Source organism: Mesorhizobium sp. M0772 (assembly GCF_040320135.1).
GTDB lineage: Bacteria > Pseudomonadota > Alphaproteobacteria > Rhizobiales > Rhizobiaceae > Mesorhizobium.
In genome coordinates this window covers 154,011-172,099 of the sequence record NZ_JAMYPB010000009.1, presented here as the reverse complement: position 1 = coordinate 172,099, position 18,089 = coordinate 154,011, and the positions used below count along the sequence as shown (strand labels likewise).

General features: G+C 62.9%; 16 protein-coding genes and 1 pseudogene. 15 read left to right on the top strand and 2 right to left on the bottom strand.

The annotated features are described in order from the left end of the window. Window positions 1–108 precede the first annotated feature (108 nt). The 9 genes from NKI06_RS09050 (at window position 109) to NKI06_RS09010 (ending at window position 9,109) form a co-directional block, all read left to right on the top strand. Window positions 109–1,077, top strand: a complete 969-nt coding sequence (locus NKI06_RS09050; RefSeq protein ID WP_352984926.1) for a cell wall hydrolase — start codon at window positions 109–111, stop codon at window positions 1,075–1,077. A gap of 98 nt (window positions 1,078–1,175) precedes the next feature. Continuing rightward, complete coding sequence (recR, locus tag NKI06_RS09045) at window positions 1,176–1,781, top strand: recombination mediator RecR (RefSeq protein WP_023696745.1); 606 nt, start codon at window positions 1,176–1,178, stop codon at window positions 1,779–1,781. A gap of 194 nt (window positions 1,782–1,975) precedes the next feature. Continuing rightward, the gene (locus NKI06_RS09040) at window positions 1,976–3,253 is read left to right on the top strand and encodes a lytic murein transglycosylase (protein ID WP_352984924.1); all 1,278 of its coding nucleotides are present in this window, start codon (window positions 1,976–1,978) and stop codon (window positions 3,251–3,253) included. Window positions 3,254–3,515: 262 nt separating this feature from the next. Further along, window positions 3,516–5,159 carry an ABC transporter substrate-binding protein gene (locus NKI06_RS09035; protein ID WP_352984923.1) on the top strand — a complete coding sequence of 548 codons (1,644 nt, stop codon included), beginning with the start codon at window positions 3,516–3,518 and terminating at the stop codon, window positions 5,157–5,159. 19 nt (window positions 5,160–5,178) lie between these two features. Further along, the gene (locus NKI06_RS09030) at window positions 5,179–6,246 is read left to right on the top strand and encodes an ABC transporter permease (protein ID WP_023682025.1); all 1,068 of its coding nucleotides are present in this window, start codon (window positions 5,179–5,181) and stop codon (window positions 6,244–6,246) included. Then, window positions 6,243–7,163 (top strand): nickel transporter permease, encoded by a 921-nt coding sequence (gene nikC / locus NKI06_RS09025; RefSeq protein ID WP_023738173.1) that lies wholly within the window; start codon window positions 6,243–6,245, stop codon window positions 7,161–7,163. Before NKI06_RS09030 ends, nikC begins: the two co-directional genes overlap by 4 nt. Before the next feature lie 10 nt (window positions 7,164–7,173). After that, window positions 7,174–8,010 (top strand): ABC transporter ATP-binding protein, encoded by an 837-nt coding sequence (locus NKI06_RS09020; RefSeq protein WP_352984921.1) that lies wholly within the window; start codon window positions 7,174–7,176, stop codon window positions 8,008–8,010. Then, complete coding sequence (locus NKI06_RS09015; RefSeq protein ID WP_023669527.1) at window positions 8,007–8,756, top strand: ABC transporter ATP-binding protein; 750 nt, start codon at window positions 8,007–8,009, stop codon at window positions 8,754–8,756. Before NKI06_RS09020 ends, NKI06_RS09015 begins: the two co-directional genes overlap by 4 nt. Window positions 8,757–8,770: 14 nt before the next feature. After that, a complete protein-coding gene (locus NKI06_RS09010) occupies window positions 8,771–9,109 on the top strand; it encodes a DUF2185 domain-containing protein (protein WP_023755172.1) in 339 nt (112 codons plus the stop codon). A gap of 10 nt (window positions 9,110–9,119) precedes the next feature. Here the strand turns inward: NKI06_RS09010 and NKI06_RS09005 are convergent. Further along, window positions 9,120–9,900, bottom strand: a pseudogene (locus NKI06_RS09005) (efflux RND transporter permease subunit); the annotation flags it as partial. Between the two features lie 195 nt (window positions 9,901–10,095). Between NKI06_RS09005 and NKI06_RS09000 the strand changes: the two are divergent. Further along, window positions 10,096–11,373 carry a 4-aminobutyrate--2-oxoglutarate transaminase gene (locus NKI06_RS09000; protein ID WP_023669533.1) on the top strand — a complete coding sequence of 426 codons (1,278 nt, stop codon included), beginning with the start codon at window positions 10,096–10,098 and terminating at the stop codon, window positions 11,371–11,373. Between the two features lie 121 nt (window positions 11,374–11,494). Here the strand turns inward: NKI06_RS09000 and NKI06_RS08995 are convergent, their stop codons facing one another. Beyond that, window positions 11,495–12,748 (bottom strand): NAD(P)/FAD-dependent oxidoreductase, encoded by a 1,254-nt coding sequence (locus NKI06_RS08995; protein ID WP_352984920.1) that lies wholly within the window; start codon window positions 12,746–12,748, stop codon window positions 11,495–11,497. Window positions 12,749–13,239: 491 nt separating this feature from the next. Between NKI06_RS08995 and NKI06_RS08990 the strand changes: the two genes are divergently transcribed. The 5 genes from NKI06_RS08990 to NKI06_RS08970 all read left to right on the top strand — a co-directional run bounded on the left by NKI06_RS08990 (window position 13,240) and on the right by NKI06_RS08970 (window position 18,088). After that, window positions 13,240–14,532, top strand: coding sequence for an imelysin family protein (locus tag NKI06_RS08990; RefSeq protein WP_023703489.1), 1,293 nt, complete (start codon window positions 13,240–13,242; stop codon window positions 14,530–14,532). Window positions 14,533–14,644: 112 nt separating this feature from the next. Next, window positions 14,645–14,956, top strand: coding sequence for a (2Fe-2S)-binding protein (locus tag NKI06_RS08985; RefSeq protein WP_023669536.1), 312 nt, complete (start codon window positions 14,645–14,647; stop codon window positions 14,954–14,956). Further along, on the top strand, window positions 14,922–15,407 hold the full coding sequence (gene bfr / locus NKI06_RS08980) for a bacterioferritin (protein WP_023669537.1): 486 nt from the start codon (window positions 14,922–14,924) through the stop codon (window positions 15,405–15,407). The genes NKI06_RS08985 and bfr overlap by 35 nt, the downstream gene beginning before the upstream one ends. A gap of 12 nt (window positions 15,408–15,419) precedes the next feature. Further along, window positions 15,420–17,009 (top strand): di-heme oxidoreductase family protein, encoded by a 1,590-nt coding sequence (locus tag NKI06_RS08975; RefSeq protein WP_352858879.1) that lies wholly within the window; start codon window positions 15,420–15,422, stop codon window positions 17,007–17,009. Then, a complete protein-coding gene (locus NKI06_RS08970; protein WP_352984918.1) occupies window positions 17,009–18,088 on the top strand; it encodes an imelysin family protein in 1,080 nt (359 codons plus the stop codon). Before NKI06_RS08975 ends, NKI06_RS08970 begins: the two co-directional genes overlap by 1 nt. Window position 18,089 lies beyond the last annotated feature (1 nt).

Genomic DNA, 18,089 nt, shown 5'->3' with positions numbered 1-18,089 from the left:
TACCTATGCTGCACGAAACCTAATACTTTAGCCATCTTTTTGCCTTTAATAGTCTCATTCTTGCCACATCTCGGTGCTGGCTGGAATGTGGACAATGAGGCATTTTTGTTGATCGCGACGCGATGGAAGACGCCGCTTCTGCTCGGCATCATCTTCTCTCCTATGTTCCTGGCCGGTTGCAGCCAGACCACGTCTTCGCACGGCCTGTCGGTCGCCAGCCTGACCGACGCCATCACGCCCAGCTTCCTTTCGACGCGCGCCTACCGCAACACGCCGAAGGAGAAGGAATGCCTGGAGCGGGCGATGTTCTTCGAGTCCAACCGCTCGAGCCGTGACGGCATGATCGCCGTCGGCACGGTGGTGATGAACCGGCTGCGCTCCGGCAATCATGGCAGCACCATTTGCCAAGTGGTTGGCGAACCGGGCCAGTTCGCGCCCGGCGTGATGACGCGGGCGATGAATTCGAAAGCGATGCCCGATGTCGAGGAGGCCGCCGATGCGGTGCTCAAGGGCGAGCGCAAGGCCAAGCTTAAGAACACGATGTACTTCCACACCGCCGGACTGAAGTTCCCCTACAAGAACATGCATTACACCATGGTTGCCGGCGGCAACGCCTTCTACGAGAAGCGCGGTCGCAACTGGCAGCCGCTGCCGGATGAATCCACGACCATGGTTGCCTCGGCGCAGCCGCGCGCGCCTGTGCCTGAAGCGCCGGTGCAGGTTGCCTACGCCGAGCCGGTGGTGAAGACCATTGTCCGTCCAGATCCTGCCAAGCAGGCCGCGGCGGTTCGCGCAGCCAAGGCGACACGTGCCCCGGCCGAGCAGACCTATGTGACGGCTTCCGCGGCGCCCGCCAAGAGCGCCCGCGTCGCCGCCAAGCAGACGGAGGTGGCGATGCAGGAGCCGATGGCCGAGCCCGATGCCTCGCGTTTCGGCGGCACGCTGAACGCCCGCTACATCACCTCGGTTCCATCGGCAACGCAGGAAGCGTCGATGGGCTTCCAGTCGACGCCTGAGAATACCGACGCTATCGGCGCGATGATTATCGACCAGACCCGGCCAGCGTCAGCTTACTGACGCCTAAAACAGTTTCCAAGCCCGCCATGGCAGCATGGCGGGCTCGGTGCGTATGCGGCGATGTTTCAAAGCGCGCGGAAAAACCCTAGATCAGTGCGATGTCGAAGCGAATCGCCGGTCCCGAGATCGAACGCCTGATCCAGCTCCTGGCCAAGGTCCCGGGGCTAGGGCCGCGTTCGGCCAGGCGTGCGGCACTGCACCTCATCAAGAAGAAGGAGCAGCTTTTGTCGCCGCTCGCCGCCGCCATGGCTGAAGCCGCCGACAAGGTGCGCATCTGCACGACCTGCGGCAATGTCGATACCTCCGACCCTTGCATGATCTGCACCGATCCGCGCCGCGATGCCTCGACGCTGATCGTCGTCGAGGATGTCTCCGACCTCTGGGCGCTGGAGCGGGCGGCGGCCATGAATGTGCGCTACCATGTGCTCGGCGGCACGCTGTCGCCGCTCGACGGCATCGGCCCCGACCAGCTCAATGTCCGCTCGCTGGTCGACCGCGTCGCCGGCGGCGAGGTGAAGGAGGTGATCCTCGCCGTCAACGCCACGGTCGAGGGCCAGACGACGGCGCATTATCTCACCGACCAGCTCTCGGGTTTCGAGATCAAGGTCACCAGGCTTGCGCATGGCGTGCCGGTCGGCGGCGAACTCGACTATCTGGATGAGGGGACGCTGGCGGCGGCCTTGCGCTCGCGGACGGCGTTTTGACGCAATTGGCGGGCAGGATGTGCGACATGAAAGCTTCGCATTCTTCGAGGTTTGCGCCAAACACCCCCCTCTGTCCTCCCGGACATCTCCCCCTCAAGGGGGGAGATCAGCAGCTTCTCGGGCGGCATTCTTCTTTCAACGCTGGTGGTTGGCGAAAACCGAAGCGACAGCCAATCTCCCCCCTTGAGGGGGAGATGTCCGGCAGGACAGAGGGGGGCGCGACAGAACGCGGATCTTTCGGATTGGCGCTCGTTGCGCTTCTCGCATCCCTTGTTGCCCTGCTTTTTGTAGCCCCCGCCTCCGCTGCCAAAATCGATGACCAGTTCCGCGCCTGGCTGCAAACCGATCTCTGGCCCGAAGCCCAGACCAAAGGCATCTCCAAATCCACCTTCGACGCCGCTTTCAACGGCGTGAAGCCGAACCTCAAACTACCCGACCTCGTCCTGCCTGGCGAGAAACCCAAAACCCCGCAAAAACAGCATCAGGCCGAGTTCGGTTCGCCTGGCGCCTATTTCGCCGAAAAGACGGTGCGCGCCGTCACGTCAGGTGGGCGCACGCGCGAGGCGGCCAACGCCAGGACGCTGGCTGCGATCGAAAAGCGCTACGGTGTCCCGGGCGAGATACTGTTGGCGATCTGGGGCCGCGAGACCGGCTTCGGCGCGGCGAAAATGCCCTACGACGCCTTCGAGGTTCTCGGCACCAAGGCGTTCATGTCGACCAGGAAGGACTTCTTCCGCACCGAGGTGCTGGCGGCGCTTGAGATCGTCGAGCATGGGTTGGCGCCGGTCGGCGCCATGAAATCCTCCTGGGCCGGCGCGCTCGGCCAGCCGCAATTCATGCCGACCTCGTTCCTGAAGCACGCCGTCGACTACGACGGTGATGGGCACCCGGACATCTGGAATTCGACGCCGGACGTGCTGGCCTCGATCGCCAACTATCTCGTCCACTATGGCTGGGTGAAGGGGCGTGGCTGGGGTTTCGAGGTGACGGTGCCGGAAAGCGTTTCCTGCTCGCTCGAAGGTCCCGACCAGGGCAAGAAAATCTCAGCCTGGGCGGCGATGGGAATCAGCCGCGTCGGCGGCAAAGCCTTTCCGGCCGGCGAACCGAAAGCGGAAGGATTCCTTTTGATGCCGGCCGGACGCAGCGGCCCCGCCTTCATCGCCACGCCCAATTTCTACGTGCTGAAACAGTACAACACCAGCGACCTGTACGCCCTGTTCATCGGCCAGGGCGCTGACCGCATCGCCCATGGCGATGCTGATTTCGTCGGCAGCTGGGGTGCGGTTGGCGGCCTGCATCGTTCCGACATCGCCGCGCTGCAACGGGCGCTGGAGGCCAAGGGCTACGATGTCGGCAGCGCCGACGGCCTGCCCGGCTTCAAGACCCGCCGCTCGATCGGCAGCTGGCAGGAAAAGAATGGCCGCCCCGCCACCTGCTTCCCCGACGCCGATCTGGTTGCTGCCATCAAGTAACACCGAAAAGAGCAGATTTTTCCCCATCGGCGGCTGCAATTGGGTCGCCCATGCTTCGACGCGCACAGCGTATTCCGGTCCAGTATGCCGGCTCGCAAAATGCCCGTTGCCGGTTGGAGGGCTGCCGGATAGGGTGTTGACCAACTGGAAAAAAATCAACACGGTATGTGTCTAACGGTCGTCCTCCGGCCGCGAAAAAGATTACTGCAGCCCTGAGCCGGGAACTCGGGGTCAACAATCAACAAAACAGGGAACAATCATCATGATGATGGAAAAGTTTGCTCTACGTTCGCGCGTCTGGCTCGCAGGTGCTGCCATGTCCGCTCTGCTCATTGGCGTCGCGCCGGCCTTTGCCGTGACCCCCGCCGACACGCTGGTCGAAGGTTTTGCCATCGACGACATCATCTCCATGGATCCGGGCGAGGCCTTCGAACTGTCGACCGCAGAGGTCACCGGCAACACCTATGATCTGCTGGTCCGCCTCGATCTCAGAGACACCTCCAAGGTCAAGGGCGACCTTGCCGAGAGCTGGACCGTCTCCGACGACGGCCTGGTCTATACGTTCAAGCTCAAGCCCGGCCTAAAGTTCGCTTCGGGCAATCCACTGACGGCCGCCGATGTCGCCTATTCCTTCGAGCGCGCCATCAAGCTGGACAAGCCGCCGGCATTCATCATCAACCAGTTCGGCATCAGCGGCGACAATGTTGCCGACAAGGCCAAGGCCGTCGACGATACCACCTTCCAGTTCACCGTCGACAAGGCCTATGCGCCGAGCTTCGTGTTAAACTGCCTGTCGGCAACGGTCGCTTCGGTCGTCGACGCAAAGCTGGTCAAGGAACATGTCGCCGCGGTGACGCCGAGTGCCGACTACAAATGGGACAACGATTTCGGCAACGCCTTCCTGAAGACCGGTTATGCCGGCTCCGGCGCCTACAAGCTGCGCGAATGGCGGGCCAATGAGGTCGTCGTGCTGGAGCGCAACGACAATTACAATGGCGAGAAGGCCAAGCTCGCCCGCGTCATCTACCGCAACATGAAGGAAAGCTCGGCACAGCGCCTGGCGCTCGAAGCAGGCGACATCGACGTTGCCCGCAACCTCGAGCCGAACGATCTCGACGCCATCGCCAAGAATGCCGATCTCACCACGACCAGCGCGCCGAAGGGCACGGTCTTTTACATCAGTCTCAACCAGAAGAATCCGAACCTCGCCAAGCCCGAGGTTCGCCAGGCGTTCAAATATCTGGTCGACTACGATGCGCTGAGCACGACCATCCTCAAGGGCATTGGCGAGATTCACCAGACCTTCCTGCCCAAGGGCGTGCTGGGCGAACTGGACGAAAATCCGTTCAAGTTCGACGTCGCCAAAGCCAAGGAACTGCTGACCAAGGCCGGCCTGGCCGACGGCTTCAGCGTAACCATGGACGTACGCACGGGACAGCCGACAACGGGCATGGCGGAATCGATCCAGCAGACGCTTGGCCAGGCCGGCATCAAGCTGGAAATTATCCCGGGCGACGGCAAGCAGACGCTGACCAAATACCGCGCCCGCAATCATGACATCTATATCGGCCAGTGGGGCCAGGACTATTTCGATCCGAACTCCAACGCCCAGACCTTTGCCTCAAACCCGGACAATTCTGATGAAGGCAAGACCAAGACGCTGGCCTGGCGCAATGCCTGGGACATCCCGGACCTGACAAAGCAGACCGAAGCAGCCTTGCTGGAGAAGGATGCCGGCAAGCGCGCCGATATGTACAAGAGCCTTGAAAAGACGATCCTCGACACCAGCCCCTTCGTAATCATCCACCAGCAATTGGAAGTGGCAGGCCTGCGCAAAAACCTGAAAGGCTTTGCGCTCGGTCCGAGCTTCGACACCAACTTCGTCGGCCCGGTCTCCAAGGAATAGCGCCGGCGGACGCGCCCTGATGAGCGCGATTGAAAACCAGGCGACGGCGGGGCAGGGAAGCGCCCGCGCCGTCGCTATCTTGTTGGCGATCGGCCGCTTCCTGGTCATCGCCGTCACCACCTATCTCGGCCTGCTCGCGGTGACCTTTTTCATCGGCCGCATCATTCCGATCGATCCGGTGCTGGCGGTGCTCGGCGACCGCGCACCGGCCAATGTCGTCGAGCGCACCCGCCGCGAGATGGGGCTCGACCTGCCGTTGATCGAGCAATTCTATATCTATCTCAAGCATGCGCTGAACGGTGATTTCGGCACCTCTGTGCTGACCACCAATCCTGTGATGACCGACATACGCCGTGCCTTTCCGGCAACGATCGAACTGGCGACTTTGGGCACTCTGATAGGCTCGTTGATCGGCGTGCCGCTCGGCGTGCTGGCAGCGGTAAAACGCGGCAGTCTCATCGACCAGATCGTTCGCATTGTCGGCCTGATCGGCTATTCCGTGCCTATCTTCTGGATCGGGCTTTTGGGGCTTGTCCTGTTCTACGCCAAGCTCCAATGGGTGGCTTTTCCCGGCCGCCTCGACATCGTCTACGAGTACACATTCACACCGATCACCGGCTTCTACCTGCTCGACGCCGCGCTGCAGGGCCAGTGGGATGTCTTCTACGACGCTTACCGCCACATCATCCTGCCGGCAGGGCTGCTGGGCTATTTCTCGCTCGCCTATATCAGCCGGATGACGCGCTCCTTCATGCTGAACGAGCTGTCGCAGGAATACATCGTCGCCGCGCGCGCCAAGGGCCTGTCTGAAACGCGAATCATCTGGGGCCATGCGCTGCGCAACGCCGCGGTGCCGATGGTCACGGTGATCGCGCTGTCCTATGCCGGGCTGCTCGAAGGTTCGGTGCTGACCGAGACGGTGTTCTCCTGGCCCGGCATCGGCCTCTACATCACCAATTCGCTGCAGAACGCCGACATGAACGCCGTGCTCGGCGGCACCATCGTCATCGGTTCGGTGTTCATCGGCATCAATCTCCTGTCCGACGTTCTCTACAAGGTGCTCGATCCGAGGACGAAGACAGGATGAGCGCCGAAGCAATCCAAACGCGCCGCGATTGGCTGCTCAGTGATCGGCCGGCCTCGCGCATGCAGGCACGGCTCGGCCGCGCCTACGTCGCTTGGCGGCGCTTTTCCGCCAACCGGCTGGCGTTTCTCGGCCTGCTCATCATCATCGCGCTGCTGCTGGTCGCCGCCTTTGCCGATGTGCTGGCGCCCTATTCGCCGACTATCGGCGAACTCAAGAATGCCCGGCTTTTGGCGCCGAGTGCGGCGCATTGGTTCGGCACCGACGATCTCGGCCGCGATATCTATTCGCGCATTCTTTTTGGCTCACGCTGGACCCTCTATGTCGTCATTCTCGTCGCTGTCATAGCGGCCCCCATCGGCCTTTTGGTCGGCACCGTCGCCGGCTATGCCGGCGGCTGGACCGATGCCATTCTGATGCGCATTACCGATATCTTCCTCGCCTTCCCCAAGCTGATCCTGGCACTGGCCTTTGTCGCCGCCCTTGGCCCCGGGATCGAAAACGCGGTGCTGGCCATCGCCATCACCTCGTGGCCGCCTTACGCCCGAATTGCGCGGGCCGAGACGATGACCGTGCGCAATTCGGATTACATCAAGGCGGTGCAATTGATGGGCGCCTCGCCGTTCCGCATCGTGCTGCGCCACATCATGCCGCTCTGCATCTCCTCGCTGATCATCCGGGTGACGCTCGACATGGCCGGCATCATCCTCACCGCCGCCGGCCTCGGCTTCCTCGGCCTCGGCGCTCAGCCGCCTCTGCCGGAATGGGGCACCATGATCGCGTCCGGCCGCCGCTTCGTGCTCGACCAATGGTGGGTGGCCGGCGCACCGGGCTTCGCCATCCTGATCGTCAGTCTCGGCTTCAACCTGCTCGGCGACGGCCTGCGCGACGCGCTCGATCCCCGGAGCGGCGACCAATGAGCGGTGATCAATGAGTGGTGCACTTCTCGATATCGACGACCTGCGCGTCACCTTCCCGACTCGCACCGGCCTCATCCAGGCAGTGCGCGGCGTCACTTTTTCGCTTGGCCGAGAGCGGCTGGGCATTGTCGGCGAAAGCGGCTCCGGCAAGTCGCAGACCGGCCGCGCCATCATGGGGCTGACGCCGCCGCAGGCTCTGGTTTCGGCCAAGAAGCTCGCCTTGGACGGCATCGATCTTTTGGACATACCCGCCCGCCAGCGCCGGGCGCTGCGCGGCAAACGCATCGCCATGATCCTGCAGGATCCGAAATACTCGCTCGACCCGGTGATGAGCATCGGCCGCCAGATGGTCGAGACGCTGCGCACGCATGAAAAGGTCTCCAAGGCCGAGGCGCGCGAGCGGGCGCTGGCCATGCTGGAAGCTGTGCAGATCCGCGACCCTTCGCGTGTCTTCGACCTGCACCCGCACGAGGTGTCCGGCGGGATGGGCCAGCGCGCCATGATCGCAATGATGCTGATCGCCGGACCGGAACTGATGATCGCCGACGAGCCGACCTCGGCGCTCGACGTCACCGTGCAGCTCGATGTGCTCGGCATCCTCGACCGCTTGGTCAGTGAGCGCGGCATGGGTCTGATCTTCATCTCGCACGATCTGCGGCTGGTCGCCTCCTTCTGCGACCGCGTCATCGTCATGTATGCCGGCAAGGTGGTCGAGCAGCTCAAGGCGTCGGAGCTGCGCGACGCCCAGCATCCCTACACGCGCGGCCTGCTCAACTGCATGCCCAGGATCGGCTACGAACGCCACCCGCTGCCGGTGCTCGACCGCAAGCCGGAGTGGGCGGCATGACGCCAGCCATTTCGATTGAAGGGCTGGAGGTGGTGTTCGACCGTTTTCGCGCGCTGAAAGGGGCGAACCTCGAGGTGAAGTCCGGCGAATCCTTCGGCCTGGTCGGCGAGAGCGGTTCCGGCAAGTCGACGCTGCTCAAAGCCATTGCCGGCCTGGTGCCTGTCGCATCCGGTACTATCACGGTCAATGGCAAGACGCTGGGAGCGCGCCGCGACAAGGCTTTTTATCGCGAAGTGCAGATGGTCTTCCAGGACCCCTATGGTTCGCTGCACCCGCGTCAGACCGTCGACCGCCTGCTACAGGAACCGCTCGCCATTCACGGCTTTGCCGATGGCGAGCAACGCATCCAGCGCGCCCTCGACGAGGTCGGATTAGGCAACGGTTTCCGTTTCCGCTACGCGCACCAGCTCTCCGGCGGTCAGCGTCAGCGCGTGGCGATCGCGCGGGCGCTCATCCTCGAACCGTCGATCCTGCTGCTCGACGAACCAACCTCGGCGCTCGACGCTTCGGTGCAGGCCGAAGTGCTCAACCTGCTGGAAGAGGTTCGCCGTCGGCGCAAGCTGACCTTCCTGATGGTCAGCCACGACCTCGCCATCATCACCCATATGTGCGAGCGCCTGATGGTGATGCAGAATGGCGAAGCGGTGGAAAATCTCACCGCGGGCCAGCTGATCGGGCATCGGGTGGAGAAGGATTATACGCGCAATCTGTTGAGGGCGAGCGAGGGGTTTGTGCGGACCGCTTGAATCTGGGGTTTCCTATGGCGGAATGGAAGTTCGAAGACCCACCCAACGTCGCGGTGTTGTCGGACACAAGCATATTTAAACGTGGTGACTGGATCGCATACGTTGTGCACGAAGCTGATGACGACGATAACCACAACGATGAGGGTGGCAGTTGGCAATTTCATAGCAGCGACAAGAAAAATCGAGATGAACCCGAGATAATGCTCGTCAGCCTCCAGAATGTGGTTCAGCGGGATGAGAGCATCCTGGAATTGGCCGATTTGCCAAAAGGCTGGCATGCTTGGCGCGATTCAAAATTGTCGCCCTGGCAGCGCGCTAAATCACTCCCTGTACCCTCCAACGACAACGAGTGATGCAGCAGGGCTAAGTCGAGCTTTGCGCCAGTTCGCCGTTGTCCGGAACAGATGGTTCGTCCCCCTGCTTAGGCTCCTTGATCCTGAACCACGTCACATAAAGCGCCGGCAGGAATAGCAGCGTGATCGCCGTGCCGGCGATGATGCCGCCCATCATGGCGTAGGCCATCGGGCCCCAGAACACTTCGCGCGCGATCGGGATCAGCGCCAGGCTGGCGGCCGCGGCCGTCAGCGCGATCGGCCGCATGCGGTGCTCGGTCGCTTCGATACGGCTTCCCAGCGGTCTTGGCCCTCGGCCACCAGATCCTTGATCTGCACGATCAGGATCACCGAGTTGCGGATCAGGATGCCGATCAGCGCCAGGACGCCCAGAATGGCGACGAAGCCGAGCGGTGCGCCGCTCGGCACCAGGGCCGCGACCACGCCGATCAGGCCGAGCGGCGCCACCGCCACCACCAGGAACAGGCGCTGAAAACTTTGCAACTGGATCATCAGGATGGTCGCCATCACGAACAGCATCAGCGGCACCACCGCTGCGATCGGTCCCTGGCTTTTTGCGCTTTCTTCGACCGAGCCGGCGGTTGCAACGGAATAGCGGGCGGCAGTTTGGCGATGAAGGCGTCGACCGACGGCTTCAATTCGTTGACGACGGTGGCCGGCAGCACGTCGCCAACGAGGCCTGCGCGAACGGTGATCATCGGGATGCGGTTGCGCCGCCACACCGTCGGCTGTTCGAGGTCGTAGCGGAAGTTCGCCACCGCGGCGAGCGGGATCGCTTCGCCGTTCCCGGTGACGGGTGAGCTGTCACGGACTGCCCCGTACGTGTATCGGTCGGCTGGTTAAGACCGGTCTGTCGAAGTGGCCCGCATCGACGACAGGCCCAATCGCCCGGCGGCGGTGCCAACTTGAGGAAAACGTGAAATAAGGTCAGAAGAGGCCTTGGCATTCATCTAACGAGAACGGGCGTCGGCCCGATGAGGGACGAAATGAAGAACGCAGCCATTTCTGAGCGCAAGAACCAGTCGATCTCGCGCGGCGTCGGCATGACGACGCAGATCTATGCCGACCGCGCCGAGAATTCGGAGATCTGGGATGTAGAAGGCCGCCGATACATCGATTTCTCCTCCGGTATCGCCGTCGTCAACACCGGCCACCGCCATCCCAGGGTGATCGAGGCGGTCAAGGCACAGCTCGACCGCTTCACCCATACCTGCCACCAGGTCGTGCCCTATGAGAGCTATGTCAGGCTGGCCGAACGGCTGAACGGCATGCTGCCCGGCAAGTTCGAGAAGAAGACCATCTTCGTCACTACGGGTGCTGAAGCCGTCGAGAACGCCATCAAGATCGCCCGCAACGCCACTGGCCGCCAAGCCGTCATCGCCTTTGCCGGCGGCTTCCACGGCCGCACCTTCATGGGCATGGCGCTGACCGGCAAGGTCGTGCCCTACAAGGTCGGCTTCGGCGCCATGCCGGGCGACGTCTACCACGCGCCGTTTCCGGTGCCGCTGCACGGCGTGTCTACAGCCGATTCGCTGGCCGCACTCGACAAACTGTTCAAGGCCGATGTCGATCCGGCTCGCGTTGCCGCCATCATCATCGAGCCGGTCCAGGGCGAGGGCGGCTTCTACGACGCGCCGCGCGAATTCCTGACGGCGCTGCGCAAGCTCTGCGACCAGCACGGCATGCTGCTGATCGCCGATGAGGTGCAGACCGGCTTTGCCCGCACCGGCAAGATGTTCGCCATGGATCATCATGAGGTCGCGGCCGACATTACCACCATGGCGAAAAGCCTGGCCGGCGGCTTCCCGCTGGCGGCGGTCACCGGCCGCGCCGAGATCATGGATGCGCCCGGTCCTGGCGGGCTCGGCGGCACCTATGGCGGCAGCCCGATCGGTGTCGCCGCAGCACACGCCGTGCTCGACGTAATCGAGGACGAAAAGCTGTGCGACCGCGCCAATACGCTGGGCGCCCGGCTGAAACAGCGGCTGCAGTCGATCCGCGACGATGTGCCCGAGATTGTCGACATCAGGGGTCTCGGCTTCATGAACGCGGTCGAGTTCAACGACGTCAAGAAGGGCCTGCCGTCGGCCGAGATCGCCAATGCGATCCGGCTGAAGGCGCTCGACAAGGGGCTGATCCTGCTGACCTGCGGCGTCTACGGCAACGTCATCCGTTTCCTGGCTCCGATCACCATCCAGGACAATGTCATGAACGAGGCGCTCGACATTTTGGAAAGCTCGATCCGCGAAGTCTGCGCTGCCTAGCGCAAACCCTACCTCCCCCTTGTGGGGAGGTCGGACCGCAGGTCCGGGTGGGGGGCCTCGCGCCGACCCCAACCCCGCTGCTTCGCAGCGACCCTCCCCACAAGGGGGAGGGTAAGTGCGTCTAGCCCGCAGCCCGTGCCGGCTCATCCTGCTGGAACGCTGCCAGTGCAGCCTTCAGCCCGTCAGGTCCCTCAGCAATCGTCTGCGCCATCGGCGAAAACCCGGCCCCGAGCATCTTGCGGCCCAGCATATGGTCGCCCGGCCTGTTGACGGATTCGATGCCGAGCAGCCGGCTTCCAGCATAGTGGTAGATCGAGAACTTGTTCTCAGCGAGGTCGCCCAGCACGACATGGCTGTCGCCGCCCGAGGTCAGCCCGACCATCTGCAGTTTCATGTCGCCGATGTCAGACCAGAACCACGGCACCGCCGCATACGCGTCCGTATGGCCGGTGATCGTGCGTGCGGCAAGCCGCGCCTGGTCGGTGGCGTTCTGCACCGATTCCAGCCGCACGTCGCCGCCGGTCGACCAGTGGCGGTAGGAAGCGGCGTCGCCGATGGCCAGAATATCAGGCACTGAGGTGCGCATCTGTTGGTCGACGCGGATGCCATTGGCGACAGTCAGTCCGGCAGCCTGCGCAAGTTCGACATTCGGCACGGCGCCGATGCCGACGATGACCATGCGCGCGGGCAGCCTTTCGCCGGTGGAGGTGATGGCAGCGCAGACATGGCCGTTTTCCCCTTCCAGCCTGGCAATGGTGGTGCCGGTGAGGATACGCACGCCGATCGCCTCCAGCCGTTGGCGGACATGGCTCGCCACCACCGGCGCCACGGCGCGGCCAAGCAGCCGGTCGACAGCCTCGACCAGGGTGACGTTGCGGCCGGCGGCCCTCAGCGTTGCCGCGATCTCCAGCCCGATGAAGCCGCCGCCGAGGATGACCACGTCTTCGCTTTGGGCGCTGAGCGCGCGGATCAGCCGCGCATCGGCGATCGAGCGCAGCGACAGCACGCCCGAGAGGTCGGCGCCCTGCAGCGGCAGAAGCCGCGGCCGCGAACCGGTGGCCAGGATGAGCCGGTCGAACGGCAGCACGCCGCCGCCCGCTACCTCCAGCTTGCAGCCTGCCGTATCGAGGCTGTCTATTCGGATGCCCGGCCTGAAGTCGATGGCGCTGCCGGTGTAAAAGGCCTCGCCGCGCAAGGGTTGCGGCTTGGCATCGGCGTCCTTGATGAAGGTCTTCGACAGCGGCGGCTTGTGATAGGGCAGATCGGTTTCGTCGCCGATCAGTATGACAGGCCCGTCATAGCCTTCCTCGCGCAGGCTGGCGGCCGCTTGCACGCCCGCATGACCCGCACCGAGAATGACGACCCCGTTCTTCATCGCAAACCGAATTCCTGTTTCAAATCTGGAGCATGATGCCGAAAGTGTGAAGCGGTTTTCGGACGACATCATGCTTTGATTGTGAGCCGTTCCGCCAGATGGCGATTGTCTGCCGCCGTCGCAAGAGCCCCGGTCCGGGTCGCACCCGGAACGGTCGCTTGTCAATCGCGCCGTCTCTCATCTTGGCTGCTGGCTATACGATTTAAAGTTGACAGTCCTAGTTTAGAATAATTCTAAACTGTTGTTTCAATTGAATTTTCTAAGGCTCACCAGTTGACTTCCGGCCTCGCCATCGTTTTATGGAGGCTCGCGCGTCAGCGCATCCCTTTGATGTTTGGGCCTTGAACCCGTTCGATTGGAGGCATTTGGTGTCTTTCTTCCGTGAGCCGCAGAGCGGCGCGGCATCTGTCGTGACCTACGGCATGCCTATGTCTTGGCACCGTTTGGCACGCGCGCCTTTTACCGAATTCCCTTTGAACTGGAGAATGATGATGACAGCGCGATATGGCGGCAGGCTGGCTGCGATCGGTGCCACGGCTATGTTGACGGCGGCGGTTTTCATCCTGCCGGCCAAAGCGGCGGAGATCGATGCCAAGGCGGTCATCAAGACCTATTCCGACATCGCGCTGGCCAAGTACGAGGATTCGCTGACCACGGCGCAGGCACTCGACAAGGCTATTGACGCGCTGCTTGCCAACCCGTCGGCGGACACGCTGAATGCCGCCCGCGATGCCTGGAAGGCGTCGCGCGTGCCCTACCAGCAGACCGAGGTCTACCGCTTCGGCAACAAGATCGTCGACGACTGGGAAGGCAAGGTGAACTCCTGGCCGCTGGACGAAGGGCTGATCGACTACGTCGCCAAGAGCTACGGCACCGAGTCCGACGCCAACGCGCTCTACACCGCCAATGTCATCGCCAACAAGGAAATCGAGATCAACGGCAAGAAGGTCGACGCCTCCAGGCTGACGCCGGAATTCCTCTCCGGCACGCTGCAGGAGGCCGGCGGCATCGAGGCCAATGTCGCCACCGGCTATCACGCCATCGAATTCCTGCTCTGGGGCCAGGATTTGCACGGCACCGGCCCGGGCGCCGGCGAGCGTCCGTACACCGACTATGACCTCAAGAACTGCACCGGCGGCAATTGCGATCGCCGGGCCGAGTATCTGAAGTCGGCCAGCGATCTTCTGGTCTCCGACCTGCAGGAGATGGTCGGCAACTGGAAGGAAGACGGCGCCGCCCGCAAGAACCTCGTCGATGGCCAGCCGAACACCGCTATCTCGGTGATCTTCACCGGCATGGGCTCGCTGTCCTACGGCGAACTGGCCGGGGAGCGCATGAAACTCGGCCTGCTGCTGCAAGATCCCGAAGAGGAGCACGACTGCTTCTCGGATAATACCTACAACTCGCATCTCTATGACGCCATCGGCATCCGCGCCGCCTATCTCGCCAGCTACACGCGCACCGACGGCGCCGTCGTTTCAGGCCCGTCGGTGCACGATATGGTCAAGGCGGCCGATCCGGCGATCGACAAGGAACTGTACGACAAGCTCGATGTCTCGGTCGCCAAGATGGAGGCGATCAAGGCGCGGGGAGTGGCCGGCGAGGCCTACGACCAGCAGATCGCCGAGGGCAACACCGAAGGCAATGCTACCGTGCAAGCGGCAATCGACGCGCTGGTCGACCAGACCAAGTCGATCGAACGCGCCGTCGGCGCGCTGAAGCTGAACAACATAGCCTTCGAGGGGTCCGACAGCCTCGACGCACCGGACAAGGTGTTCAAGTAGCCGCGAGCATGACCCCGAAAAGTGGAAGCCGGTTTTCGGAAAAGGTCATGCTCAACTAAGACGTACCACCAGCCAAACGGCGCGGAGGGGCGCCGTCAGCCAGAGCCAATCCATGCTGATCTGCCATTGCAACATCATCACCGAAAAGGAGATTGAGCAGACGATCGTCGATCTGCTGGATCAGGACCCCTGGCAGCTGATCGTGCCGGCGAAGGTCTATCACACGATGCAAAAGCGCGGTCGCTGTTGCGGCTGCTTCCCAAATGTGGTCGAAACGATCATTCGGGTCACCGAAAATTACCACACCCGTTCGGAGGCGAGCGGCGTGGACATCGTTTCACACCTGGATCGCGTCAGAGGCCTGCGCGTCCAATATGGGAGCAGAATCCATGAAAGGCGAACCGCAGATCATCGAGCGGCTTAACGAGGCTCTGTTCCTGGAGCTTGGCGCCGTCAATCAATACTGGGTGCATTTCCGCCTGCTGGAAGACTGGGGATACGCCAAGTTGGCAAAGAAGGAACGCGCCGAATCGATCGAGGAGATGCACCATGCCGACCGGCTGGTGGCCCGTATCATCTTCCTCGAAGGGCATCCCAATTTGCAGTCCGTGGCGCCGTTGCGCATCGGCCAGAACGTCAAGGAAGTGCTCGAATCCGATCTCGCCGGCGAATATGACGCACGCACCGCCTACAAGCGTTCGCGCGAGATCTGCAACGAAGCCGGCGACTACGTGACGATGAAGCTGTTCGAGGAATTGCTGGCGGATGAGGAAGGTCACATCGACTTCCTCGAGACGCAGCTCGACCTCCTTGCCTCTATCGGCGAGGAAAAATACGGCCAGCTCAACGCCGCATCGGCGGACGAGGCGGAATAGGACCATGCAGGAATGCGGCGCCCCCTAGATATTCTGCGCCGCGTGCGGCGGGCTAACGGCCCGCTGCGCCTTAAAAACCTGGGATATCAGGCGTTTCGTGGGCTTTCGGGTGTAATCCTGGCGGCAATTTTGGCCCCGGCCCTGGCCGGATCGTCGGAACCGGTCGGCCTCGCCACGAGCCGCACCGACCTGACGCCGAAGGACCGGTCCCGCGTCCTTGCCGTTACCAGGCCAACCCAGGATTTCTCCAAGCCCGAATCCTTCGAAACGATGCAAGGCGGCGCCGGCACGTCGCGCAGGCAGGTCGACCGCGACGCTTTCTCGCAACCCTCTGAAAACATCACCTTCGAGGAACAGGGCAATTTCAAGCTCGGCAATGCGCTTTTCCGCAAGAACTGGGTGTCGTCGCCATCCTCGACCCAGGCCTCGGATGGTCTCGGACCCCTGTTCAACGAGCGCGCCTGCCAGAATTGCCATTTGAAGGATGGCCGCGGCCGCCCGCCGGCCGCCGACAGCCGCACCACGTCGATGTTCCTGCGGCTGGCGCGCGATGCGAGCACGGCCGAGGAAAAGGCCGAGATCGCCGCGCACAAGGTGCTGAACTTCCCCGATCCGGTCTACGGCACGCAGTTGCAGGAACTGGCGGTGCCCGGCCTCAAGGGCGAAGGCCGCATGTATGTCCATTATCGCGAGGAAAAGGTCACGCTCGGCGACGGCAGCGTGGTTTGGCTGCGCAAGCCGAGCTATTCGGTCGACGGGCTTGGCTACGCCCCGCTTGACCCGCGCACCACGCTGTCGCCGCGCCTGACGCCGCCAATGATCGGCCTTGGCCTGATCGAACAGATCGCGCCGGCCGACATCCTTGCCCATGCCGATCCCGGCGACCGCGACGGCATTTCCGGCAAGCCCAACATGGTGCGTGACCTCAGCAGTGGGCAACTGACGCTTGGCCGCTTCGGTTGGAAGGCCCAGACCGCGTCGATCCGCCAGCAGGCGGCGGACGCCTTTGCCGGCGATATCGGCATTTCGACGCCGGAAGAGCCCAGTCACTGGGGCGATTGCACCGCGGCTGAAAAGGCCTGCCTCGACATGCCGAACGGCGTGCAGAAGCGGCTTGGCCCGATCGAGGCGCCACCACCGGTGATGGACCTCGTCACCTTCTATTCGCAGAACCTTGCGGTGCCGGCGCGGCGCGATGTCGGCGCACCCGCCGTGCTCGCCGGCAAGAAGCTGTTCTACGAGATGGGCTGCATTGCCTGCCATACGCCGAAATTCGTCACCATGCGCGGGAACAAGGCGCAGGCGTTCCAACTGATCTGGCCATATTCCGACTTTCTGCTGCACGACATGGGGCCTGGCCTTGCCGACGGCCAGGCGGTGGGCGATGCCACGGGCAGTGAATGGCGCACCCCGCCGCTATGGGGCATCGGCCTGACAAAGACCGTCAACGGCAACGCTTTCTTCCTGCATGACGGGCGTGCGCGCACGCTTGCCGAAGCGATCCTGTGGCATGGCGGCGAGGGGCAGAAGGCGCGCGATCGCTTTGCCGCCGCCAATACGGCCGACCGCGATGCTCTCATCAAATTCCTGGAGTCATTCTGATGCTCAAGCGGGTTTTGCCTGTTCTACTCCTCCCATTGGCTCTGTTCGGTGCGTCCCCGGTATCGGCCTCGGTGAAAGCCTCCGACGTGATCCAAAGAGCGATCGACGGATTTGTCCGCCCCGCCTATGCCAGCCTGCATGGCCATGCCGGCACCTTGGCGAAGGCCATGGACGCGCTCTGCCAGGCGCCGTCGCAGGGCAACCTCGATGCCGCGCATGCCGGATTCTCGGCCACGGTCGCAGCCTGGTCGTCGGCTGAAATCATCGGCTTCGGGCCAATCAAGGAGAACAACCGGCTGGAGCGCATGCTCTACTGGCCGGACCGAAAGAGCATCGGCCTGAAGCAGGTGCAGGCGGCGCTGGCCGGCAAGGATCCGACCGCGACCGATCCGGCGCAGCTGGCGGGCAAGAGTGTCGCGATGCAGGGATTAGGGGCGCTTGAGTTCGTGCTTTACGGCGACGGCGCCGAGACGCTCGTCGGCAAGGACGAGCCCTATCGCTGCGCCTATGGCGCGGCAGTCGCCAAGAACATCGAGACCATGGCGGCCGATGTCGACGCGGCCTGGAAAAAACCGGACGGTTTTGCAGCCTTGTGGGCTAATCCTGGACCCGACAATGCGCTTTACCGCGACGGCACCGAAGCGGTGACCGAACTGGTCGGCGTCTTCATCAACGAGCTGGAAATGGTCCGCGAGGTGCGCCTCAAAGGTTTTCTCGGCGCCAAACCGCAGGGTGACAAGCCGAGGCAAGCGATCTACCGGCGCTCGCAAAACACCGGCCTTTCATTAGCCGGCAACCTCTCCGGCATTGATGCGCTGTTCCAGGCCTCGAAGCTCGGCGACGCGCTGCCCGAGGATAGCAGATGGATGGCGGAATCCATCCATATCCAGCTCATCAATGGCGTTGCCACTGCCAAATCCATCCAGGGTCGGATCGACAAGACGCTCGCCGATCCCGCGGAGCGCGGAAAACTCGAACATTTCGCGCTGATCACCTCCAGCCTGTCGGGCTTGATCGGCACCCGGCTAACCGCCGAGTTCGGCCTGACCGCCGGCTTTTCGTCACTGGACGGGGACTGAC